Origin of the sequence: Achromobacter animicus, assembly GCF_902859585.1 — a bacterium.
Classification (GTDB): domain Bacteria; phylum Pseudomonadota; class Gammaproteobacteria; order Burkholderiales; family Burkholderiaceae_B; genus Achromobacter; species Achromobacter animicus.
In genome coordinates, this window is the sequence record NZ_CADIJM010000016.1 from 45542 (window position 1) to 69489 (window position 23948).

General features: G+C 66.1%; 19 protein-coding genes. 6 read left to right on the top strand and 13 right to left on the bottom strand.

Annotated elements, in window-relative coordinates; translation table 11 throughout:
* Window positions 1-65: 65 nt before the first annotated feature.
* Both HV681_RS24335 and mnmC read right to left on the bottom strand, forming a co-directional pair.
* Entirely contained in the window at window positions 66-2291 is a 2226-nt protein-coding gene (locus HV681_RS24335; RefSeq protein WP_175125599.1) for a glycoside hydrolase family 31 protein, read from the bottom strand.
* Between the two features lie 268 nt (window positions 2292-2559).
* Window positions 2560-4431 carry a bifunctional tRNA (5-methylaminomethyl-2-thiouridine)(34)-methyltransferase MnmC2/FAD-dependent 5-carboxymethylaminomethyl-2-thiouridine(34) oxidoreductase MnmC1 gene (gene mnmC, locus HV681_RS24340; RefSeq protein ID WP_175125601.1) on the bottom strand — a complete coding sequence of 624 codons (1872 nt, stop codon included), beginning with the start codon at window positions 4429-4431 and terminating at the stop codon, window positions 2560-2562.
* Between the two features lie 138 nt (window positions 4432-4569).
* On the opposite strand from mnmC, the gene HV681_RS24345 reads away from it, so the two are divergent.
* Window positions 4570-5445: an inositol monophosphatase family protein gene (locus tag HV681_RS24345; RefSeq protein ID WP_175125604.1), complete on the top strand. Its 876-nt coding sequence runs from the start codon at window positions 4570-4572 to the stop codon at window positions 5443-5445.
* A gap of 68 nt (window positions 5446-5513) precedes the next feature.
* Here HV681_RS24345 and HV681_RS24350 read toward each other — a convergent pair whose 3' ends face one another.
* The gene (locus tag HV681_RS24350; RefSeq protein ID WP_175125605.1) at window positions 5514-7217 is read right to left on the bottom strand and encodes an AMP-binding protein; all 1704 of its coding nucleotides are present in this window, start codon (window positions 7215-7217) and stop codon (window positions 5514-5516) included.
* A 77-nt stretch (window positions 7218-7294) separates the two neighbouring features.
* On the opposite strand from HV681_RS24350, the gene HV681_RS24355 reads away from it, so the two are divergent.
* On the top strand, window positions 7295-8491 hold the full coding sequence (locus HV681_RS24355) for a M20 aminoacylase family protein (RefSeq protein ID WP_175125608.1): 1197 nt from the start codon (window positions 7295-7297) through the stop codon (window positions 8489-8491).
* Between the two features lie 17 nt (window positions 8492-8508).
* Here HV681_RS24355 and HV681_RS24360 read toward each other — a convergent pair whose 3' ends face one another.
* Window positions 8509-9402, bottom strand: a complete 894-nt coding sequence (locus HV681_RS24360; RefSeq protein ID WP_175125610.1) for a LysR family transcriptional regulator — start codon at window positions 9400-9402, stop codon at window positions 8509-8511.
* Window positions 9403-9514: 112 nt separating this feature from the next.
* On the opposite strand from HV681_RS24360, the gene HV681_RS24365 reads away from it, so the two are divergent.
* The 4 genes from HV681_RS24365 to pagP all read left to right on the top strand — a co-directional run bounded on the left by HV681_RS24365 (window position 9515) and on the right by pagP (window position 13287).
* Entirely contained in the window at window positions 9515-10609 is a 1095-nt protein-coding gene (locus HV681_RS24365; RefSeq protein WP_254595063.1) for a YeiH family protein, read from the top strand.
* A gap of 96 nt (window positions 10610-10705) precedes the next feature.
* On the top strand, window positions 10706-11116 hold the full coding sequence (locus tag HV681_RS24370) for an acyl-CoA thioesterase (RefSeq protein ID WP_056569253.1): 411 nt from the start codon (window positions 10706-10708) through the stop codon (window positions 11114-11116).
* Between the two features lie 10 nt (window positions 11117-11126).
* Entirely contained in the window at window positions 11127-12599 is a 1473-nt protein-coding gene (gene mgtE / locus HV681_RS24375) for a magnesium transporter (RefSeq protein ID WP_175125612.1), read from the top strand.
* 133 nt (window positions 12600-12732) lie between these two features.
* Entirely contained in the window at window positions 12733-13287 is a 555-nt protein-coding gene (pagP, locus tag HV681_RS24380) for a lipid IV(A) palmitoyltransferase PagP (RefSeq protein WP_175125615.1), read from the top strand.
* A 6-nt stretch (window positions 13288-13293) separates the two neighbouring features.
* Here the strand turns inward: pagP and HV681_RS24385 are convergent, their stop codons facing one another.
* From HV681_RS24385 to HV681_RS24425, 9 genes are all read right to left on the bottom strand, one after another.
* Entirely contained in the window at window positions 13294-13905 is a 612-nt protein-coding gene (locus tag HV681_RS24385; protein ID WP_175125622.1) for a gamma-glutamylcyclotransferase, read from the bottom strand.
* A gap of 161 nt (window positions 13906-14066) precedes the next feature.
* Window positions 14067-14525, bottom strand: a complete 459-nt coding sequence (locus tag HV681_RS24390; protein ID WP_056569264.1) for an Lrp/AsnC family transcriptional regulator — start codon at window positions 14523-14525, stop codon at window positions 14067-14069.
* A 17-nt stretch (window positions 14526-14542) separates the two neighbouring features.
* On the bottom strand, window positions 14543-15322 hold the full coding sequence (locus tag HV681_RS24395; RefSeq protein WP_175125623.1) for an SDR family oxidoreductase: 780 nt from the start codon (window positions 15320-15322) through the stop codon (window positions 14543-14545).
* Between the two features lie 177 nt (window positions 15323-15499).
* Window positions 15500-17194 (bottom strand): thiamine pyrophosphate-binding protein, encoded by a 1695-nt coding sequence (locus HV681_RS24400; protein WP_175125624.1) that lies wholly within the window; start codon window positions 17192-17194, stop codon window positions 15500-15502.
* A gap of 64 nt (window positions 17195-17258) precedes the next feature.
* A complete protein-coding gene (locus tag HV681_RS24405; RefSeq protein ID WP_175125625.1) occupies window positions 17259-18245 on the bottom strand; it encodes a tripartite tricarboxylate transporter substrate binding protein in 987 nt (328 codons plus the stop codon).
* Complete coding sequence (locus HV681_RS24410; RefSeq protein ID WP_175125626.1) at window positions 18245-19006, bottom strand: GntR family transcriptional regulator; 762 nt, start codon at window positions 19004-19006, stop codon at window positions 18245-18247. Before HV681_RS24410 ends, HV681_RS24405 begins: the two co-directional genes overlap by 1 nt.
* Before the next feature lie 199 nt (window positions 19007-19205).
* Window positions 19206-19925 (bottom strand): VOC family protein, encoded by a 720-nt coding sequence (locus HV681_RS24415; RefSeq protein ID WP_175125627.1) that lies wholly within the window; start codon window positions 19923-19925, stop codon window positions 19206-19208.
* 18 nt (window positions 19926-19943) lie between these two features.
* A complete protein-coding gene (gene secA, locus HV681_RS24420) occupies window positions 19944-22679 on the bottom strand; it encodes a preprotein translocase subunit SecA (RefSeq protein ID WP_175125631.1) in 2736 nt (911 codons plus the stop codon).
* A 190-nt stretch (window positions 22680-22869) separates the two neighbouring features.
* Window positions 22870-23844: a M23 family metallopeptidase gene (locus tag HV681_RS24425; protein ID WP_175125681.1), complete on the bottom strand. Its 975-nt coding sequence runs from the start codon at window positions 23842-23844 to the stop codon at window positions 22870-22872.
* Window positions 23845-23948 lie beyond the last annotated feature (104 nt).

Sequence of the window (23948 nt, forward strand, 5' to 3'; positions counted from 1 at the left end):
AGCCGGGAAGGAAAGCCTTCCTGACTGCCCTTTTTATTGGTGGCCGACAGGCGGCCGATCCGGGTTCAGCGAGCGCGCGAAATGCGGACTTCCGCGCCGCGGCGCTTCACTTCCAGGCCTTCGGACGGCGAAATCCGCAGCCCTTCCAGCCCCTTGATGTAGCTCGAGCCCTGCATCTGCATCACGCGGATCTTGTTGCGCATGACGACCGGGTTATGCACCGGCATGCCGAACATCCAGACCTCGTCCAGGATACGGGCCGAGTTGAACTCGCCCGTATGCTGCGCGGCCGGTCCGAGACAGAGCATGTGACCTTCGCGGCCAAACACCGGGAACTGGCCCAGCTCGCAATCGATGGTCCAGGTGGTGCCGCCTTCGTAGCGATGGCCGGTGTTCAGATCCCACCACGCCTCGCCCTTGGGCAGGTAGACGCGCACCTGATTGCCCGGTTCGGTGACCGGCGCCACCAGCAGGGCCGGACCCAGCAGGTATTGCAGATCCCATTCGTGGGCGTGCGGATCGTTCGGGAACGACAGCGCCATGGAGCGCTGCACCGGCAGGCCGGTACGGGCCGAGTCCTCGATGGCGCCCAGCACATAGGGCACCAGGCGGTAGCGCCACTGCATCCAGGTCTTGGCGTGGGAAAGGGTTTCGTCGCCGAAATCCCAGGGCATCAGCCCTTCCACGCCTTGGAACGAGAAATTGGCCGAGAACACGCCGGCGGTCAGCCAGCGCAGGTAAAGCTCGGACGTCATGCCCGAACGATCGCGCGCGGCTGAACCGATGTTGTGCACCTGGACGGGCACGCCGCTCGAACCGATCGACAGGGACGTGCGCAGCGTGTGGCGCAGGCCTTCCCAGGTGTTGTCGACCTGGGGACCCACCTGCCACGGCAGGCGCTGGGCCGCCGGGAATAGGTCGGCGCTGGGCACCACGCCTTCGGGCGGCACCTTCAGTCCGGCCACCGCGTCGAACAGCGCGCGGCGCACCAGCAAGGGGTACATGGAGCGCAAGGCCGGGCCGGTCTCACCGTTGCGGGCGGTCACGCCATCGGGGATGGCGATCTGCGCGTCGCAAGCGGGCGCGTCCAGGCCGTCTTCCACCAGTTGGCGGTGACGCTCGACCCACAGGTTGTAGATGTCGCGGTAGGTCAGGTCCAGCAGGCCGTAGGGCTGGCCGGACGTGGCGGCGTTGCCGTCGAACACCTGGGCGGCGCCGTCGTCCTTGGTCAGCAGCCAGCCGCGGTCTTCCAGCTCTTCAAAGAGCGGACTGGTCTTGATGACGCCCGGAAAGCCGGAGGCCGCCACATGCACGTTGTGCTTGTGAAAGAGCGCCAGCATCTGCTTGGCGTCGGGAAAGCGCTGGGCGTCCCATTCGAAAACCGTTTTGTCCGCCTGAAAGCCCCACGCGATCGGCTGGGCCAGCGTCACGGCATCGACGGGAATCTGGTTTTCGCGCATGCGCGCCACCAGGGCGACCGTCTGCGTCGGCATTTCGCCGGCGGCCTGCTGCAGCCACGCGCCCATTGCCCACAGGACGGGCTGGCCGGCGCGGCCGGTCAGCGCGGTGTATTGATTCAGGATTTCGGCGGGTTCGCCGGCAAAGAGGAACAGGTCCAGCACGGCGTCGTCGACGGTCAGCACATAGGCCGAATCCGCGGGCGCGACGCCCACCGAATGTTCCACGCGGCGCATCGTGTTGGCGTAGACGCCCCAACCGCGCGGGCTCCATGCCAACGGCAGCGCACGATGCTCGGGGTCGTCGGAGACCACCGATTCCTCGCGGCGGTTCAGATCCCCGGGCGTTTCGCCCAGGCCGAACACCCGCTCATCGGCGGCCAGCGTGAAACCGGCCGTCCAGACAGCGTCATCGGCCTGGTCCAGCGCGTTGTACCCGAATGCGGGCGTATGCGCGGAAACCTCGGATTCGAAGACGCGGTCTTCGTTGCGGTACAGGGCGACGCGCACAGGGTTGGTCTGAATCTCCAGGGCGACGTCGCCCTGTGTGATTCGCCAGCCGTCCCCGCTTTCGCGGGGCGCGATGGTAGCTTCGCCCACCGCCTCCTGGCGCGCGAGCAGCATTTCGGCCACGGCGCGCACGCGCGCGCCGGGCTTGTCATCATTGAAGTGGTTCGCCTCGCCGCAGCGCAGGCGAAAAACTCCAGGCGCATGCGCCTCGACTACCAGGTGCAACCCATCGCCCGCGTCGAAATCGATGCGACTGGGGCGGGACGTCAACAGCTCGACATTATCGAGCTGGGTAGTATGGGCAAAGTCGAACTTGGGCGGCACAGAGCATCCCCCGGCTTAAGCCAAAAACCATCAAAAGACGCTATTTTGACGGATTTGAGCTTTGAAATAAACTCGATCCCTCTTTTGGACGGTTAATTCATCCAAAAAAGGGGCATGAAGCCCTTGGCCTGCGCCAGGCGCGCAGACGCCGCCGAGTCGCCGAATTGCCGTCCCGAAAGGTCAATTGCGGCCTATTCGCGCCAAATTCCGGCAATTCTTACAATTCTACGCCAGCCCGGCAAAGCCCCCGCCGCGCATTAAATTTTTTTCATCGTGGTGAAACAAGCTGGGCCAGATCGGTCTCTAGCGGCAGCGGTTCGGCCATCAGACGGGCCGCGATCAGGTCTCCCATCAGCGCCGACCACGACAGCCCCCGCGATGCATAACCCGCGGCCAGCCACAGACCCGGGGCATGCGGCAATTCTCCGACCGCGGGCAGACGGCCCGGCAGGACGGCGCGCCACCCAGCCCACCCGGGCAGGCTGCCCGGCACCAGCGCGTCAAATGCCGGAAAACGGCCATCCAGCAGCCCGGCCGCCTTGCCCAGCGTGACGCCCTGCCCTTCGGCGCCCACCACGGCCTCGGCAGCGCCGTGGACATAGGTGCTGCCGACGACGCAGCCCACGCCGATGTCCGGCAACAGATACCCCTCGCCCCCGACGATGCACCGCGGGCCTCCGTCCAGGGCCGCGGCCGGGATCAAGGTGACTTCACCGGCCAGCGCGTGCATCTGGGCGACGCGGGGCAGCGGGTCAAGCAGGCCGCTGGCCGCCAGCACCTCGCGCGATCCGGCGGCATTGGCCAGGATCACCGTGTCGGCCCGGGCCAGCTCCGCACCGGACGCGTCCAGCACGCGCCAAGCCTGGCCCGCAGACGACACCCGCTCGGCGCGACCGGGGATCACCACCGCGCCGGACGCGGACAGCAACGCGTCGATCAGCAGCCCCGGCTGCACCAGCATCCCTTGCGAAAAGAACACGCCGCCCCGCGCGACCGGCAGTCCGGCCAGTGCGCTGGCTTCTTCGCGCGACACCTGGCGCACCCAATCCGACGGAAACGCCAGCGCTTCCAGGGTGCCGGCCAGCGTCGCCGACCGGCCCGCGTCCCGCTCGACCTGGACGGTGCCGCACACCCGTGGCGCCGCGCCGCCCGGCAGACCCTGCCAGCGCGCCAGCGCCCGTTCGCTGCCCGCCCGCGACAGCCGCGCCCGTGCGTTGTCATCCCGCGCGACCACCGGAGTAAGCGCCGCGGCCAAGTGGCCGGCATGCGCCGGCGCGCCCAGCGACCGGGCGGCGTCCAATACCGTAACGCGCCAGCCTCGGCCTGCCAGCGCGTGAGCAATGCCCGCACCGGCCAGCCCCGCGCCCACGACCACCGCATGCCGTTCCGATGAGACCGCCGCCGGCAGCGCCGCACTTCCGGCCTGGAAGACCCGCCCCACCGTCATGTGCCATTTGCCCCCATATCCGGGCGCCCGGCGCACGTCGAAGCCGGCATCGGCCAGATTGCGGCGCAGTTCGCCGGTGCAGGCCCACGTGGCGACCGTGGCGTCCGGCGCCGCCAGGCTGGCCAACGCGCGCAACAGCGGCGGCGCCCATATCTCGGGGTTGCGCTCGGGCGCGAAGCCGTCCAGGAAAAACGCGTCCACCCGTGCGCCCAGGCGCGGCGCCAGCACCTGCGCATCGCCAAAGCCCAGCGTCAGTGTGACGGCGCCGTTCTCGAATTCCAGCCGATGCAGTCCCGGCAGCAGCGCCGGCCACTGCGCAGCCAGGGCGCGCGCCAGGCCTGCCAGCGGCTCGGGTGCATGGCGCGCCAGCAGCGCGGCCAGGTCGTCCCGGGAAAATGGGTGCGCTTCCATCGAGACGACGTGCAAAGCCGCAGACCGTTGCGGATCGTCCCGCCACGCTTTCCACAGCGCCAGGAAGTTCAGCCCCAATCCAAAGCCCGTCTCGCAGACGGTGAACGAGGCGCGCCCCCGCCAGCGCTCCGGCAGTCCGTTGCCGCGCAGGAAGACGTGTTCGGCCTGGCCCAGCGCCCCCGACGGCGAGTGATAGACATCGCCATAGACGGAACTGACCAGCCTGCCGTCGGCATCGACATCAACCTTTGCGGGAACCAGCGGAACGTAAGTCACAGACATCCAGCCCAATAAATACAAACACGATGAAGCGCGAATTATCGGGCCGCCGGCCGATTCGCGTTGGATGCGCACCACGCGGCCCAATGGATTAGTCCGTTTGCCACGGGTTTGACGCATGGACGGGCTTACACTGGGCCAATGGATACCTACGATCAGCCCCAATCGCTGGCTTCGCCCATCGACCTGTGCGCCGCGATCGACGCGGCGGTCACGGCCGCCCACGCCGGCGCAGCCATCCTGCAATCCTACGCGCACCACCGCGCCGATCTCGTGATCGATCGCAAGGCCCGCAACGATCTCGTATCGCAGGCGGACCGCGAGGCGGAGGCCGCGATCATCCAGGAATTGAAGGCCCGCACGCCCAGGTTCGGCATCGTCGCCGAAGAAACGGGCGGCAAGGCGCAAGGCGCGGCCACCTGGTACATCGACCCGCTCGATGGCACGACCAACTTCCTGCACGACATCCCGCACTACGCCGTGTCCATCGCCCTGATCGCGCACGCGGGCACGTCGATGTCGGCCAACGAAACACTGGCCGTGGACACGCCGGTCATCGGCGTGGTCTACGACCCCTGCCGCGAAGAGCTGTTCACGGGCGTGTACGGCGTGGGCGCATGGCTGAATGGCCGGCGGATCTCATGCTCGCGCACGCAGACGATCGAAGACGCCGTGCTGGCCACGGGCTTCCCGTTCCGCGACTTCTCATTTGCCGCGCAGTACATGCCAATGTTGCATGACGCCATCAACCGGTCTCGTGGCGTGCGCCGCATGGGCGCCGCCGCGCTGGACCTGGCCTGGACCGCCTGCGGCCGATACGACGGCTACTGGGAAATGGGCCTGGCGCCCTGGGACGTGGCTGCAGGCACACTGATCCTGCGCGAAGCGGGCGGTGTCTGCACCGACATGCACAAGCAGGATCCCTGGCCGATCGGCGGGCGCGTCGTGGCGGGCAATCCCGCCATCGAACGCGCGCTGCATGAAATGATTGCCCCGCATCTGAACAACCAGGGCTGAAACGCAAACCGCAGGCAGCCAAACGGCGGCCTGGACACCAGAGGCCGCCTTGCGCGGCCTCTGGCGCTTTACGCGGACGTCTTGGCGGATGCCGCAGCGGCCTGCGCGTCCGGCCGCAGCTCGCGGCGCAGGATCTTGCCCACGTTGCTCTTGGGCAGTTCGTCGCGGAACTCCACGAAGCGCGGGCGCTTGTAGCCCGTCAGCTTGTCCTTGCACCACTGCTGAACCTGTTCTTCGGTCAGCGCCGGGTCCTTCTTCACGACGAACACCTTGACCGCCTCGCCGGAGTGCTCATCGGGCACCCCGATCGCCGCACATTCCAGCACGCCGGGATGCTGCGCGACCGCCGCCTCCACTTCGTTCGGATAGACCTTGAATCCGGACACCGCAATCATGTCCTTCTTGCGGTCCACGATGCGCGTGTAGCCCTGTTCGTCCATGATGCCGATGTCGCCGGTACGGAAGTAGCCGTCGGCCGTCATCGAATCGCGCGTTTCATCAGGCTTGCGCCAGTATCCCAGCATGACCTGCGGCCCGCGGATGCCGACTTCGCCGCGTTCGCCAAGCGGCACCTCGTTGCCGGCATCGTCCAGAATCGCCACATCCGTCGACGGCAACGGCAGCCCGATCGAACCGGAATACGCCGTCGCATTGGTCGGATTGACAGTCGCCACCGGCGACGTCTCGGACAGGCCGTAGCCTTCGATCAGCGGCCGCCCGGTAATCTTCAGCCAGCGTTCGGCCACCTGCTGCTGCACGGCCATCCCGCCGCCCAGCGTCAGCCGCAGGCCGGAAAAATCCAGCTTCGCAAAGTCTTCGTTGTGCGCCAGCGCGTTGAACAACGTATTGACGCCCGGAAACAGATTGACCGGCGTCTTGCGCCATGCGTTGATCAGCGACGGCTGATCGCGCGGATTGATGATGAGCACGTTGCGCATGCCCGCATGCAGGGCATACAGACCGCAGACCGTCATGGCGAACACGTGATACAGCGGCAGCGCGCTGATGATGGTGAGCTGCTGGTCCGCCAGGTCATGCACGACCGGCTGCGCCACCGCTTCGGTCTGCAGCACGTTGGCCACCAGATTGCGGTGCGACAGCATCGCGCCCTTGGGCACACCCGTGGTGCCACCCGTGTATTGCAGCACCGCCACGTCGTCCATGGAAATGGACGGCGGATTGAACGGCAGGTGCGCGCCTTCGTGGAGCAGCTTGGGCAGCGCGTGCGCGCCGTCGATGTGCCACGCAGGCACGATCTTCTTGATGTAGCGCGCGGCCAGGTTGACCAGCGGCGCTTTCAGGCCGCCGAGCAGATCGCCCGGGCCGGTCACGACGATGTGCTTGAGGTCGCCGCGGTTGGAGACCTGCTGCAAGGTATGCGCGAAGTTTTCCAGGATGACGATGACGGACGCGCCGCTGTCCAGCAATTGGCGCTGCAATTCGTCGGCGGTATAGAGCGGGTTGACGTTCACCACGGTCATGCCCGCGCGCAGCGATCCCAGCATGCACACCAGATACGCCGGCACGTTGGGCATCATCAGCGCCACGCGCGCGCCCTTTTCGAGGTTCAGGCCTTGCAGCCATGCTGCAAACGCGCGTGCCTGCCCGTCCAGCTGCGCATAGGTGATGTTGCTGCCCATCGCCGTGCAGGCGATGCGTGATGCGTAACGCTTGCAGGCCCGGTCCAGCAAGTCGGTGAGCGAGGAATAATCCTCGGTGGAGATCTCCGCAGGAACGCCTTGGGGATACTGAGCAAGCCACGGACGCGTCATGGTATTTGTCTCCATTAAATTGATTTTTGAATGATGATACCCTTTGTCCGTTCCCCATATTCCGCCCGAGTTCGCTCATGAAACTCCTTGAACCCATCGTTGCCTGGCACCAGGATATTTCCAAGATCCGACGCGATATCCACGCGCATCCCGAACTGGCCTTCGAAGAGTTCCGCACCGCCGACGTGGTGGCGGCCAAGCTCGAGGAATGGGGCATCGAGATCCATCGCGGATTGGGCGGAACTGGCGTCGTCGGCATCATCCGCGGCAACCAGCCCGGCGATCGCGCCGTGGGTCTGCGCGCCGACATGGACGCGCTGCCGATGCAAGAGGTCAACACCTTCGCGCATGCCAGCCAGAACGAAGGCAAGATGCACGCCTGCGGTCACGATGGCCATACCGCCATGCTGCTGGCCGCGTCCCAATACCTGGCCGCGAACCGCGATTTCGCGGGCACGGTTTATGTCATCTTCCAGCCCGCCGAGGAAGGCGGCGGCGGCGCCAAGCGCATGATCGACGACGGCCTCTTCACGCAATTCCCGATGGAAGCAGTATTCGGCATGCACAACTGGCCCGGCATGAAGCCCGGCCAGTTCGGTCTGACGCCCGGCCCCATCATGGCCTCCAGCAACGAATTCTCGATCGTCATCAAGGGCAAGGGCACGCACGCCGGCATGCCTCACCTTGGCATCGATCCCGTCATGGCCGCGGTGCAGATGGCGCAATCGCTGCAGACCATCGTCACGCGCAACCGCAATCCGCTGGATGCGGCGGTGCTCAGCATCACGCAGATCCACGCGGGCAGCGCCGACAACGTCGTGCCCAACCACGCCGAATTGCGCGGCACGGTGCGCACGTTCACGCTGGACGTGCTGGACCTGATCGAACGCCGTATGGAAGAGATCGCCCGGCATACCAGCGCGGCGATGGACTGCGAAGTCGAATTCACGTTCCAGCGCAACTATCCGCCCACCATCAATCACGCCGACGAAGCCGCTTTCTGCGCCGACGTGCTGCGCGACATCGTCGGCGCGGACAACGTCAACGCCAACGTGCAGCCGACCATGGGCGCGGAAGATTTCGCCTTCATGCTGCAGGAACTGCCGGGCTGTTACGTGTGGATCGGCAACGGCACCGGCGAGCACCGCGACAGCGGCCACGGACTGGGCCCCTGCATGCTGCACAACGGCAGCTACGACTTCAACGACGATCTGCTGCCGCTGGGCGGCACCTACTGGGTGCAGCTCGCGCTCAAACGCCTGGCCAAGGCCTGAACGGCCCGGCTGCTTAGTTACCCGACGTCCTGCCCGCCGACCGCCAGGCACATCGCCAGAAAGCGTTCGGCGGCGCGGGCAGCCGCATCGGCATGCGGCACCAGGATGCTCAGCGTTCGCGTCAGCGGCTTGGGCAACAGGCGCAGGGCCGCCAGCGCCCCGTCTTCGTGACGCATCGACATCACGGACACGAAGCCCACGCCCAACCCCGCACGCACGGCCTGCTTCACCCCTTCCACCCCCGCCAGCTCCAGGCCCACCGACGGCGCCAGACCGCCATCGCTGAACGCCCGTTCCACCAGCCGGCGCACGCCTGAACCGGGTTCGCGCATCACCAGCGGCGACCCCGCCAGATCCCGTAGCGTCACGGCGCCCTTACCCGCCAGGGCGTGATCCGCCCGCACGATCGCCACTACTTCGTCCTGCCGCCATGCGTGCACCGCCGTGTCGGCGGGCAGTCCGGCGGGCACGTCGCCTTCGATGAACGCCAGATCCAACGCCGGCAGGCGATCCACGATCTCGCGCGTATTGCCGTCCGACAGATGCAGGCTGACGGCCGGAAACGCGTGGCGAAAGTCCGCCACCAGGCGGGGCAGCAGGTAGCTGGCCGGCGTGGTGCTGGCGCCCAATCGCAATGCACCGGTTTCCAGGCCTCGCCAGGATTCCCGCACGGCCTGCGCCTGCCGGTACACCTGTCGCAGCTGCCGCGCCTGCTCGGCCAAGCGCTCGCCGGCTTCGGTCAGCGCGATGCCGTGGCCGCTGCGGCGGTACAGCGGTTCGCCAAACCATTCCTGCAAGGCGCGCAGCTGGCCGGACACCGCCGGTTGCGACAGATGCAGCGCCTGGGCGGTGCGGCTGATGTTGCCGGTATCGGCGACTGCGGCAAATGTGAGCAATTGATCCGGCGTCATGAGCTCGATATCAGAATTTCTGATATTCAATATTTAGATTGAAGATTTTTCAAATAATACGGCCGGATCTAATATTTCGTCTAGTTATGTAGTTATGCCCAAAGGGCCAGTAATGAACACCTCCACCACGACCGCCGTCCCCCTTCCCGCCAGCCCAGCGGCCCCTGCTGCCGCAGCCCCCGCTGCCGCGGCCACGCCTTGGCGCGACAAGCTCAACGGCGTGCTGTTCGTGGGCCTGATGGCCGGCGCGGTGATGCAACTGGCTGATCTGCCCTTCATCCGGCAGCTCGGTTTTTCGCCGCTGGTCGTGGGTATCGTCGTCGGCATGCTGTATGGCAACTTCCTGCGCGGCACCATGCCCGCGGACTGGGGCGTCGGCGTGAATTTCACCGCGCGCCGCCTGCTGCGTATCGCGGTCGCCTTCTACGGCCTGAACATCAGCATCCAGCAGATCGCCGCCGTCGGCATGCCGGGGCTGGCCGTGTCCGTGGCGGTGGTGGTGGGCACGCTGCTGATCGGCACCGTCGTCGGGCAGCGCCTGCTCGGACTGGATCGCGACACCGCCATGCTGACCGCCGCGGGCAGCGCCATCTGCGGCGCCGCCGCGGTGCTGGCGTTCGAACCCACGCTGCGCGCCGCCCCTCACAAGAGCGCGGTGGCTGTCGCGACCGTGGTGCTGTTCGGCACGCTGTCGATGTTCCTGTATCCGGTCTTCTATCACGCCGGCTGGCTGAACTTCGATACGCAGGCGCTTGGCATCTACATCGGCGGCACGGTTCACGAAGTGGCGCAGGTCGTGGGCACCGCCAGCAACATCGACCCCGCCACCACCGAGGTCGCCACCATCGTCAAGATGACCCGCGTGGCGCTGCTGGTGCCCGTGCTGCTGGTGCTGGGCATGTACCTGCGCAGCGCCGCCTCCCATGCGGGCGGCCAGGGCAAGAGCGCCAAGCTTCCGATCCCCTGGTTCGCCGTCGGGTTCCTGGTGCTGGCCATCATCAATTCGCTCGACATCATTCCCGCCGATGTCGTCGCGGCCATCCGCCGGCTCGACGTCTTCGCCCTGACCATGGCCATGACCGCGCTGGGCATCGAAACGCGCTTCGCCCAGATCCGCAAGGCCGGCCCGCGCGTAATGGCCCTGGGCTTCATCCTTTACGTCTGGCTGTTGGTTGGCGGCTACGGGATCGTCAAGCTGGCCACCTGATGGCCGCGCCGGGCCGGGCGGCGGGCGCCGACGCGCACGCCGCCGTCTCGTTTTTCCTGCATAATCGGCTGGTTCTCTAGCATTGGAGTCGGCCGCATGACCTCCAGCACCAAAACCCCGTTTACGACTCTGCCTGCCCATCGCGACGCGGTGTTGCGCGTCATGCCGATGCCGGCCGATGCGAACATCCACGGGGACGTTTTTGGCGGCTGGATCATGGCTCAGGTCGACATCGCCGGGTCCATCCCCGCCGCCCGCCGCGCCGCTGGCCGTGTCGCCACCGTGGCGGTCAATGCCTTCCAGTTCAAAGAGCCCGTGTTCGTGGGCGACCTGCTCAGCTTCTACGCCGCCATCGTCAAGACCGGCACCACGTCGATCACGGTCTCCGTCGAGGTCTACGCGGAACGCCAGCGGCTGGACGCCGAAGTCGTCAAGGTCACCGAGGCCACGCTGACGTATGTCGCCACCGACGAAGCGCGGCGCAGCCGCCCTCTTCCCACACTTTGAGCCGTAACGCATGACGCAGTCCGCCGCCGCGCAGAAACCGCCCGCGACGCCACGCCGCCTCGACCCGGAAGACGCCCAGACCGCCCTGGCTGAAGTCCAGGAGCGCCTGCGGCGCCAGCAGCTTGTCGAAGACCTGGTTCACCGCCAGGAAGAAGGCGACGCCAAGGCGCCCCTCGTCGAAGACCTGGTGCACCGCCAGCACGAGGCCGAGCTCAAGACGCTGGTCGACAACCTGCACCCGGCCGATATCGCCTTCATCCTCGAATCGCTGCCCAAGGACGAGCGCCAGGCGATCTGGAAGCTGGTCAGCCCCGAGCACGACGCGGACGTCCTGCTCGAAGTCGAAGACTGGGTCCGTGAATCGCTGATCGAAGCGATGGACCGCCAGGATCTCGTCGCCGCGACCGAAAGCATGGACGCGGACGAGCTCGCCGACTTGGCGCCCGACCTGCCGCCCGATGTGGTGGCCGAAGTCCAGAAGGGTCTGACCGAGGAAGAACGCGCGCAGCTGCTGGAAGCCATGGGCTATCCGGAAGACAGCGTCGGCGCCATCATGGACTTCGAGATGGTGCGCGTGCGCGAGGACGTCACGCTCGAGGTCGTGCTGCGCTACCTGCGCCGGCTGCACGAACTGCCCGATCACACCGACCAGATCTTCGTCGTGGACCGCCAGGACAAGCTGCAGGGCATCCTGCCCTTGTCGCGCCTGTTGGTCAGCGAGCCCGAAACCGAAGTGCGGGCGGTCATGAATTCCGACTTCCTGACGCTGAACCCGCTGGATTCCGACGCGGACGCCGCCGGCGCCTTCGAGCGCTACGACCTGGTTTCCGCCCCCGTGATGGACGACCAGGGCCGGCTGATCGGCCGCGTCACCATCGCCGACGTCGTGGACGTGATGCGCGAAGACTCGCAGGAACAGGCGCTGTCGCGCGCCGGTCTGCAGGAAGAAGACATCTTTGCCCCCGTCAGCACCGCGCTGCGCAACCGCGCGCCGTGGCTGCTGTTCAACCTCTGTACCGCCGCCACGGCCTCGTTCGTGGCGTCGCAGTTCGAGGGCACGGTCAGCCAAATCGTCATCCTGGCGTTCCTGATGTCGATCGTGGCCGGCATCGGCGGCAACTCGGGCAACCAGACCATGACGCTCATCATCCGGGCGCTGGCCATGGGCCGGATCACCGGGCGCAACCTGTGGCAGCTCGTCAAGCGCGAGCTGTTCGTGACCTTGCTGGTGGGATTGTGCGGCAGCCTCGTGGCCGCCCTGTTCGCATGGGTGATCTCGCGCTCGCTGTCCATCGCGCTGGTGATGATGGCCGCCATGATCTGCAACATGCTGGTCGGCGCCTCGGTCGGCGTGCTGGTGCCCATGGTGCGGGCGCGCTTCGGCAAGGACCCGGCAATGGGCTCGTCGGTGCTGCTCACGTTCGCCACCGATTCGCTCGGCTTCTTCATTTTCCTGGGCCTGGCCACGATCTTTCTTCTGTAGCGCTGCCGCCACATCCGTGCGCCGCATCGGATGGCCGCAGCCCCTGCCGCCCCCCGGTGACAGCCCGCTGACAGGGAAGATGACACGCGCTCCGTTACAGTAACGGAACTGTCATCTTTACCTGGGTCCTGCGATGACCGCCAGATTCCGCGCCGCGCTGCTCTGCGTGCTGTTGTCCGTTTTCACCGTTTCCGCACACGCCTGCGACGGCATGCCCTCGTGGGCCCAGTCGGCGTGCAGTCGTATCGACCAGATCTGGTCCGAAGGCGGCAACGACCTCTATGTCAGCGGCTGGGCCTGGCACAACCGCGCCAAGTACAGCGCCGACAAGATCGACAGCTTCCGCGAACTTGCCTGGGGCGGCGGCTACGGCCGCAGCATTTATGACGAGGACGGCGATTGGCAAGGTCTATACGCCATGGCGTTTCTGGACTCGCACTCCAAGGTGCAGCCCATCGCCGGCTATGGCTTTCTGAAGATCGGCCAGGTCAGCGACAACTTCCGGCTCGGCGCGGGCTACACCGTGTTCCTCACCGCGCGCCACGACATCATGAGCTACGTGCCGTTTCCCGGCATCCTGCCGCTGGTCAGCGCGGGCTACAAGGACGCCATGCTTTACGCGACGTACATCCCGGGCTCAAGCGGCGCGGGCAATGTGCTGTTCGTGTTCGGCCGCTGGCAGTTCTGAAACGCGTCAGAACGCGTGACCCAGCTTGCGCACCAGATCGCCCAGCCGCCAGTCGTCGATCCCATGCGCACGCAGCGCGCGCGCCGTTTCCACCACGTAGTCCAGGCACGGTCCGGAATGTCCGACTGCATTGCGCACGGACGTCAGCAGGCGGTCGTCGCAGAGATCGGCGGCATACTCACGGCAGGTGCGATTCAGGAGGAACACCAGTCCACGCACCGGCGCGGCCTCGGTGTGACAGGTCAGCCAGCGCGGACGGTAGGCGCCCGTGACCATCTCCCGGCGCCATAAGGCTTCAAAGACCTGCGGCACGTCGCTGGCCGCGATCTGGAAGGCGACACCGCGGCAGCAACCGCCGCGATCCAGTCCGAACACGAGACCAGGATTGTCCGGCGACCCGCGGTGGTCATGCGACCACAGGCACAGCGAACGGTGATAGCCCCGCACGGTGGCCAGGCGCCGTTCGCGCCAGGCAAACCCGGGATGCCAGATCAGGGAACCGTAGGCAAACACCCACAGGTCGTCGACGCCATTCCAGCCGGCCAGGAGGTCATCCACCGATGCTGCTTGCCGCGATTCTTGCAATCCGGCGCAGCCGGCGGGCACTGCCAACGACATAGGGTCCTCTGATATCCCAATTCACTCCAAGACTGGAGTGAGCGATATCCTACGCCGCGCCCCGCGCAAAAGCATTGCCAGATTGGGCCCGCGCAACACGCAGAAAGAAATTTGCATCCGCGGCGGCGGGGGACTCAGGAAAAAATTTGCGCGCCCGGCGGCTACACGGCGCCCAGCGGCAATTCCGTCGTGCTTTTGATGACTTCCATCGAGAAGCTGGCGCTGACGTCCAGCAGATCCACCGCGCCGATCAGCCGGCGGTAGAAGCGGTCATACGCCGCCATGTCCTCGACCACCACCTTCAGCAGATAGTCGACGTCGCCGGCCATCCGGTGGAACTCGACCACGTTGGGCAAGGCCATCACGGCATTGATCAGGCTTTGCGTCCATTTCTCGTTGTGCTGGCTGGTGCGAATGGACACGAACACCGTCAGGTTCAGGCCCAGCGCGCGGGGATCCAGCAGGATGGCGTTGCGCGCAATGACGCCGTCGTCCTTCAGCTTCTGGATCCGGCGCCAGCACGGCGTCACGGAAAGGTTCACCTGTTCGGCCACTTCCGCAACCGAGCAGGTGGCGTCCTTTTGCAGCAGCGCGAGTATCTTCAGGTCCGTCTGGTCCATGGGATGTCTTGACGCCATCAGTAGGTTCCGGGGTAGCCGCCCCCGTCGATCAGCAGGCTCTGCCCGGTCATGTAACCCGAGTGCGCCGAGCAGACATACGCGCACAGCGCGCCCAGTTCCTCGGGCTGGCCATACCGGCCGGCGGGATTGCTGCGCGCCCGCTCGTCCCACAACTGCTCGAACGTCTTGCCGCCCTGCTCCACCATGCCCTGGATGTGCCGGGTCTGCGCATCGGTGGCGAAGGCGCCAGGCAGCAGATTGTTGATGGTGACGTTGTGCCGGACCGTCTGGCGCGCCAGGCCGCCCACGAAGCCGATCAGGCCCGAACGCGCACCGTTGGACAGCCCCAGCTCGGCATGCGGCGCCTTCACGCTGCGCGACACGATATTGACGATACGCCCGAACCGGCGCTCGACCATGCCGTCCACCACGCGGCGGATCATGTCGATCGGTCCCAGCATCATGGCGTCGAGCGCGGCGATCCAGTCGTCACGCGACCAGTCGCGGAAGTCGCCCGGCAGCGGGCCGTCGGCGTTGTTGATGAGGATGTCGGGATGCGGACAGGCGGCGATTGCCGCGTCGCGCCCCTCGGCAAGCGTCAGGTCGGCCGACACCCAGCCCACGCCGATGCCGGTTTCGCGCGATATGTCGGCGGCGGCCAGTTCAAGCGTCTGCGGATTGCGCGCCGCGATGGTCACGGCCACGCCCTCGCGCGCCAACTGCAGGGCGCAGGCGCGCCCCATGCCGCGGCTGCCGCCAAACACCAGTGCTTTTTTGCCGCTGATCCCCAGGTCCATGCCTGCCCTCTCTGCTGTCGCGTTGACGGCGCCGGACCTCCGCGGCCCGCCGCTCCGAAGCGGTCCAGTATAGGAGCGCGCCCGCCGGCAGGGAATTTTTTTCTAATCGGACCGGCCAAGAAAAATGGGGCCCCGCGAAGGACCCCATCGGCAATGCAGCGCGCTGCGCTTATTGCATCAACCCATCCATTGGCTCACGGGCGCCGCGGTATCTTGCAGCGGCTGCGCGATCACGTCGATCAGCGCGGGGCCGTCGTGTTCCATGGCGGCCTTGATCGCGGCGTCCAGCTTGGACGGGTCCTCGACACGCCACGCCTTCACGCCATAGGCCTCGGCGATACGCGCATGGTCGGTGCGATTGAAGTCCACGCTGTAGTAGCGCTTGTCGTAGCCGGCCTTCTGGCTGGCCTTGATCCAACCGTAGACCGAGTTCGAGAACACCACCATCAGCAGCGGCGCCTTGTGGCGCACGATGGTTTCCAATTCACCCACCGTGAAGCCGAAGCTGCCGTCGCCCATCACCGACACGCACTTCGATTGCGGACGGCCGACCCAGGCGCCCAGCGCCGCCGACATCGAAAAGCCCAGCGCGCCGTGGGCGCGGTTGGTGATGAAGTGGCGGCCGGGACGCGAGACGTCGTAATAGGCCGAAAAATACGGGCACGGCGTGCCGGGGTCCGCGCAGACTACCGCGTCGTCGGGCAGCAGGCGGTTCAGCGACTGCACCACGCGCTCGGGGCGGATCGGCGCGTCCAGGCTGGCGGCCAGCGGCTCAAGCTGCGCGCGACGCGCTTCCTTGGCGCGCCCGGCCAGCACCGCGCCGTCGGTCGCATCGGATGGCCGGTGCTTGATGCGCGCCTGCACTTCGGCGGACAGCGCTTCGAGGGCCAGCTTGGCATCGCCCACCAGACCGACTTCGGTCAGGTAGTTGGCGCCGATCACCATCGGGTCGATGTCGATGTGCAGGATCGGCACGTTGCGGTTCGGGAAGCGCCAGTGCTCGGTCGAGGTCGACCCGGCGCGGCAGCCCACGAAGAGCACCACGTCGGCAGCCGCCACCACATCGCGCGTCGCCATCACGCCGCCGTTCGATCCCACCACGCCGGCATTCAGCGGATGGGTGTCGGCCAGGCTGCCCTGCCCGCTCACCGTCACGCACACCGCCGCCTTCAAGGCCTCGGCAACTTCCTGCAGCGCGCCGCAGGCGCCGGCGATGACCACGCCGCCGCCGCAGATGATCACCGGCGAGCGCGCCGCCACCAGGCGTTGCGCGGCGCGCGCCACGTCGGCGGGATCCGGTGCGAAGCGCATGGCGGGGAAACTGCCGTGCTCGGGCTGCGCCCACACGTCGGACGCATCCACTTCCTGCTTCATCACGTCATAGGGAAAGCACAGGTGCGCCGAGCCGGGCTTGCCGGTCGTCATGGCGCGGAATGCCGCCCGCACCATGCCCGGAATCTGGTCCGCGCGGTCGATCGTGCGGTTCCACTTGGTCAGCGGGCGGTAGAGCGCCTCCTGGTCCAGCTCGGTCAGCGGATACTTGCCGCGCGAGCCGACGGCCACGTCCGACGTGATGCCCAGTACGGGAATCGACGACTCGTTGGCTTCGACCAGGCCAGGCAGCAGATAGGTCGCGCCGCCGCCGCTCGGGCCTTCGCAAACGCCGACCTTGCCGGTCACGCGTGCATAGGCGTCGGCCATGTAGGCCGCGCTGCGCTCGTCACGCGTCAGGATGTGCTGCATGCCGTGGTCCAGGCGGTACAGCGCGTCATAAAGCGGCAGCGTGGTGTCGCCGCACAGGCCAAAGATATGTTTGACGCCGTTGTGTTGCAGCATCCGCACCATCGCTTCGGCGCCGTTCATGTGTTCCATGTCATCTCCACGTAATTCGGGAGCCGGGCCGGGGCGGCTGTCAGCCGCCCCGGCACGACGCCGTTCAGTTGTCCAGATTGATGTTGCTGCTCTTGATGAAGGCGCTCCAGCGGTCGTACTCCGACTTCACGTACGCATCCAGCGCAGGACCATCAGACGCAACGATCTCAAAGCCCGCTTCCGTGATCTTCTTCTTGATCTCGGGATCGGCCAGCACCGCCTGGAAATCAGCCGTCAGTTTCTTGACGGTGGCTTCCGGCGTGCCCTTCGGGGCGAACATGCCGCTCCACGAATAAGCGACAAAGCCGGGGAAGCCCGATTCGGCCACGGTGGGCACGTTGGGCAGTTCGGGCAGGCGCTTTTCACCGGCGACGGCCAGCGGCTTGATCTTGCCGGCCTGGATCTGGCCACGCAGCGCGGCAAAGCTCAGCCACGTCATGTTGGCCTGCCCGCCGACGACCGCCTGAATGGCCGGTCCGCCGCCGCCATACGGCACGTGCAGCAGCTCAACCTTCGACAGCCGCTTGAGCTCTTCCGGCGCCAGATGGTTCAGCGAGCCCACGCCCGTCGACGCATAGTTGAACTTGTTGGGCGGCTGCTTGGCGGCTGCCGCCAGGAACTCCTTCAGGTTGTCCCCAGGCACGCTCGGATTCGCGCCGATCACCAACGGAAAGCGCACCGTCTGCCCGATGGCGACAAAATCCTTGAACGTGTCGTACGGCAGCTTGGGCTTCACGGCCGGATTGATGCCGTGATTGTCGAAGCTGACCAGCAGCGTGTTGCCGTCCGGTTCGGCGCGCGCCACGAACGCCGTGGCGATCTGGCTGGCGGCGCCCGGGCGGTTCTCGACCACCACCGCGCGGCCGCCCATCTGCTGCGACAGGCGCGGCTGCAGGATCCGCGCCAGGATATCGGTGCTGCCGCCCGGCGGATACGGCACTACGAGAATCAGCGGCCGTTCCTCGGCCATCGCCGGCGCGGCGATAAAGGCGCCCCCGGCCGCGGCCAGCGTGCATACCGCCGCCAGCGCCCGCTTGATCGTTCTATTCATCAGTTTTCCCCTGCTGTTGTGGTGTTGGCCGGCACTACCGTGGCGGGTTCGGCCTGGTCCCGCATGTAAATCGTTGAAAAGCCCGTGCGGATGACGTCGGTGATCTGGTCCAGCCGGCGGCCGATATGCGCGCTGATGAGGCCGGGCAAGGCCTCGATGTCGCGCTTTTGCAGCGCGTCCACGATGCGCAGGTGCTCGCCTTGCGTATGGTTGCGGCGTCCTTGCTGCATGTCGATCCAGCGCACGAAATGAATGCGCGCGTTGACGCTTTCCAGCGCCCGCACGAATTCTTCATTGCGTGAGTAACGCGCAAGCGCCAGGTGAAAGGCTTCGTCCAGTTCCAGCAGCCGGGTGGCATCACTGTCGTCGGGCTCGTCGCGCGAGCGTTCGACGAAGGCGCGCAGGCTGGCAAGCTCCTCGTCGGTCGCGCGCTCGCAGGCTGCACGCACGATGCCGGCTTCCAGCACCGCGCGGTATTCATAAAGACTGTGGATCTGCTTGGCGTCCAGCAGGCGGGCAATGAAGCCGCGATTGACCGCGCGCGTCAGAAATCCTTCCACCATCAACTGGTTCAGCACCTCGCGCAGCGGCGTGCGGCTTACGTGCAGCCGGCGCGCAAGCTCAACCTCGTTGATGCGTTCACCCGGCTTGAACTCAAAGCGCACCGCCATGGCCTTGACGGCGCCATACAACTCGGCCTGCCCGGCCGAGGTGCGGGCCGCGCGGGCAACGGGGGTTGTTGCAGGTTGGGAGAGCGTCATACCGGATCGCCTGTGGCAATGCTCCAGTCGGGATGAAGTGCATACTAAAGTGCATACACTTTGACGGACAACCCGGGTTTGCCCCAGGCGGGCACCCTTTTCACGGTCGTCGCCCACGGCCGCCTCGTGGCGGGGACGGGCAGGCATGAAAAAGCCCGCCAGGCGGCGGGCTATCGGCAAGCAGTCGGTACGTGGAAGGCTACAGTCCGGTATCCAGCGTGTAGTGCGCGCCATCGCGATTTTCGAGGGTCAGCGTGGACAGGACAGGCGTCTGCGCGGTGTCATCCTGCTGGACGTGAATGCGCAGGTTCGCCAGCGGCACGTCCCAGCCGCCGTTGGCGGCTTCGACAGTCACCCCGGCCACCAGCGCCAGACGCTCGGCCACGCCGCGGGCGTCCGCCGCGCGCGCATCGATACGATGCAGGCTGCGAGCGCCATTGGGATGCGCCATCAGCTCGGGCGACCAGACGCACTCGGGCGTCAGGTGTCGGCAGAAATACATGCGAATGCCGGGCAAGGGCTGCTCGGCAAATCGCACGGTATGGAAACGGGCCTGGACTTCCTGACCGTCCAGCATGGCCGGACGGGTCAGTTCCTGGACGGGATTGACGGCAAAGCCGGCGTCCTGCAGCCGTTTGTAGGTGGCCTCGGCGTCATAGGTCCGGAACACCAGCGCTTCCAGACCAAACGGCGAATCGGCAATTTCCTTGCGCGCGGGCGGCGCGCCCGGCGGCCAACCCAGCAATTCGACGTACGTGCCTTCCAGCACGATCAGGCGATTGCACGACCCCAGGTTGTGCACAGCCTTGTCGCTGAGGTGAAACCCCTGCCGTTCGTAATGGGGCGCCAGCGCATCCAGCCGGTCTCGCACCATGACGACGGCGTGGTCGAATTCAGTGCGGCCGACAGAATGCAGCATGAAGGCTAACCCCTTTTATCAGACCAGCTTACCGTGGCACTGCTTGTACTTCTTGCCGCTGCCGCACGGGCACGGATCGTTGCGGCCGACCTTGGGCAGTGCGTTGCGCGCGGGTTGCGCACCCGTTTCCTGCGCATCGGAAGCCAGCGCCTCGTCGTAGTCGGAGTGGTGATACTGCACGTTCTGCACATGCGACTGCGCCGCTTCGGCTTCGGCCTGCTCGACCTGTTCCGACGACTGCACGCGCACCGTCATCAGCACCTTCACCACGTCGTCGCGCACGCGTTCCAGCATGCCCGAGAACAGTTCGAAGGCTTCGCGCTTGTATTCCTGCTTGGGATTCTTCTGCGCATAGCCGCGCAGATGGATGCCCTGACGCAGGTAATCCAGCGCCGACAAATGCTCGCGCCAGTGCGTGTCGATCGCCTGCAGCATGATCGAACGTTCGAACTGCGACCACGATTCCTCGCCCACCTGGTCGACCTTGGCCTGGTACGCATCGCGCGCCGCGGCCACCACGCGTTCGCGCAGTTCTTCGTCGTTCAGGTTGGGTTCTTTTTCCAGCATCTCGGTCAGCGGCAGATGCAGGTGCCAGTCGGCTTCCAGCGCCTTCTGCAGCGCGGGGATGTCCCACTGTTCTTCCACCGATTCCGGCGGCACGTACGTGTTGAACAGATCGGTCACCGCGGCGTCGCGCAGGTTCTGCACGGTTGCGCTGACGCTGGCGGCTTCCAGCACGTCGTTGCGCTGCGAGTACAGCACCTTGCGCTGGTCGTTGGAAACGTCGTCGTATTCCAGCAATTGCTTGCGGATGTCGAAGTTGCGGCCTTCGACCTTGCGCTGCGCAGTCTCGATCGAGCGCGTGACCATGCCGGCCTCGATGGGCTCGCCCTCGGGCAGCTTCAGGCGTTCCATGATGGCGCGCACGCGGTCGCCCGCGAAGATGCGCATCAGCGAATCTTCCAGCGACAGGTAGAAGCGGGACGAGCCCGGATCGCCCTGACGGCCGGCACGGCCGCGCAGCTGGTTGTCGATACGGCGCGATTCATGGCGCTCGGTGCCGATGATGCGCAGGCCGCCCGCAGCCTTGACCTGATCGTTCAGCGGCTTCCATTCGGCGCGGATCTTTTCGATGCGCGCGGTCTTCTCGGCTTCGGACAGCGATTCGTCGGCGCGGATCAGGTCGACCTGCTTGTCGACACTGCCGCCCAGCACGATGTCGGTACCGCGACCGGCCATGTTGGTGGCGATCGTGATGTGGCCCGGCTTGCCGGCTTCGGCCACGATCTCGGCTTCGCGGGCGTGCTGCTTGGCGTTCAGGACCTCGTGCGGCAGCTTGGCCTTCTTCAGCAGGCCCGACAGCAGCTCGGAGTTCTCGATGCTGGTGGTGCCCACCAGCACGGGCTGGCCGCGCTGGTGGCAATCACGGATGTCTTCGAGGATGGCGTTGTACTTTTCGCCGTCGGTCTTGAAGACCTGGTCGTTCTGGTCTTTACGGACCATGGGCTTGTTGGTCGGGATGATGACCGTCTCGAGCCCGTAGATTTCCTGGAATTCGTACGCTTCCGTGTCTGCCGTACCGGTCATGCCGGACAGCTTTTCGTACATGCGGAAGTAGTTCTGGAACGTGATCGATGCCAGCGTCTGGTTTTCGTGCTGGATCTTCACGCCTTCCTTGGCTTCGACGGCCTGGTGCAGGCCATCGGACCAACGGCGGCCCACCATCAGGCGGCCCGTGAATTCGTCAACGATCACCACTTCGCCGTCTTGCACGACGTACTGCTGGTCGCGGAAGAACAGGGTGTTGGCGCGCAGCGCCACCATCAGGTGGTGCATCAGCGCAATGTGGCGCGGGTCGTACAGCGATTCGCCTTCGGGCAGGATGCCCAGTCGGGCAAGAATGCCTTCGGCGTGTTCGTGGCCGGCTTCCGACAGGTAGACCTGCTGGCTCTTTTCGTCGACCCAGTAATCGCCTTCGGGTTCCGGCTCCTGCGGCTTGGGCTCGTGCGCCATGCGCGTCAGCAGCGGCGGCACCGCGTTCATGCGGACGTAGAGTTCGGTGTGGTCTTCGGCCTGGCCGGAGATGATCAGCGGCGTGCGGGCCTCGTCGATCAGGATCGAGTCCACTTCGTCGACGATGGCGTAGAACAGCACGCGCTGGCGGCGGTCTTCAACACGGAACTCCATGTTGTCGCGCAGGTAGTCGAAACCGAATTCGTTGTTGGTGCCGTACGTGATGTCGGCAGCGTACGCGGCCTTCTTTTCGTCGTTCGGCTGCTGCGGCACCACCACGCCGGTGGACATGCCCAGGAACCGGTACAGGCGGCCCATCCATTCGGCGTCGCGGCGGGCCAGGTAGTCGTTCACCGTGACCACGTGCACGCCCTTGCCGGCGATGGCGTTCAGGTAGACGGGCAGCGTCGCCATGAGCGTCTTGCCTTCACCCGTGCGCATTTCGGCGATCTTGCCGTTATGCAGGGCGATGCCGCCCAGCATCTGCACGTCGAAATGCCGCATGCCGAACACCCGCTTGCCGGCTTCGCGCACAACGGCGAAAGCTTCGGGAAGCAGATCGTCCAGGGACGTGCCCTGGGCGTGGCGGGAGCGGAATTCGTCGGTCTTGGCCGCCAGTTCCGCGTCGGAGAGCGCGGAGATCTTGGGTTCGAGCCCATTGATCTGGGTTACCAGCTTGCGATACTGCTTAAGCAGCCGGTCGTTGCGGCTACCTATGAGTTTTTTGAGCAGAGAAACCATGCGTATGTCGGCCGCACGAGCCACACCACACCCGAAGCGCTTGGGGCAGCGTCACCCGTGACTTGATGTTATTGGTTGAGCGGGGGTCCGCCGGGAAACGAACCAGTTTAACGCACCTGGAGCGTAATAGCCTGGACCTATGACCAGGGTAGCACTGTCGGCCGGTTTGACCGGCCAACCCGCGAAGGGTTCAAGGCGCGGCAGCCTGCGCGACGGCGGGCGGCGCGTGCTGAGGCTGCGGCCCCAGGAAGAGGCGCGGATCCAGCGGTTGTCCGGCAAGGCGGACCTCGAAATGCAGGTGCGGGCCGGTGGATCGGCCAGAGCTGCCGACGCGCGCGACCTGCTGGCCGCGCTCGACCAGATCGCCCTGCTTGACCAGCAACGACGACGCATGGGCGTAGCGGGTGATCAGGCCGTCGCCGTGGTCGATCTCGACCATGTTGCCAAAGCCGGGCGCCCACTTGGCCTCGAGCACCACGCCGCCGGACGCGGCCAGAATCGGCGTGCCGGAGGGCGCCGCGAAATCCAGCCCTTCGTGCATGGCCGAGCGGCCCGTCACCGGGTTGCGGCGCCAGCCATACGAGGACGACAGATAGGGGTAATCGGTGATCGGCATGGCGGTCGGCATGCGCGCCTGATCCGCCGAACGCTTGGTGAGCGCCGCGTCCAGCAACTTCAGGTTGTCAGTCTGCTGCGACAGCCGTGCCTGGATCTCGTCGAGCTGCCGGCCCAGCGCCTCGGCCGACGCCGCGCTGGGCGGCGGATGGTCGGTAAATAGGTCATCCATGACCTGCGTGGCCTCGGGATGCGCCGGCGCCTCGGGCTGCGCAGACGCCAGCTGCTGGGCCAATTCGGGGTCGGTGTAGGCCACGCCCGCCACCTTGGCCACGCGCTGGCCCAAGCCGTCGATGCTGACCAGCTTGGCCTGCAGCGCGCCGACCTTCGAAGCCAGCAGGTTCATGTTTTCACGCAGGAAATCGGCGTCGCGCCCCGGCTGCTCAGAGAGCGGCCATCCCATCGTGTGGACGGCGGGAAGGATCGGAGTGATGTATCGTTGAAGCGCTGCGCCAAAAATGGCCGCGGTAATCAAGGCGCCCCCCAGGAACAACGCCAGTCGCGCGCCGCCCAGGGTGAAATGCCCGTCCTGCCCGTCGCGGGCGTGCATAATCACGATCTTCAAGGTTTGCTTCCTAATTCTTTTAAAGCCGGCATGAATAGACCCGCTTCATACCGTCAACGTTCCAGTACCAGCCGGCGCGTAGAAAATAC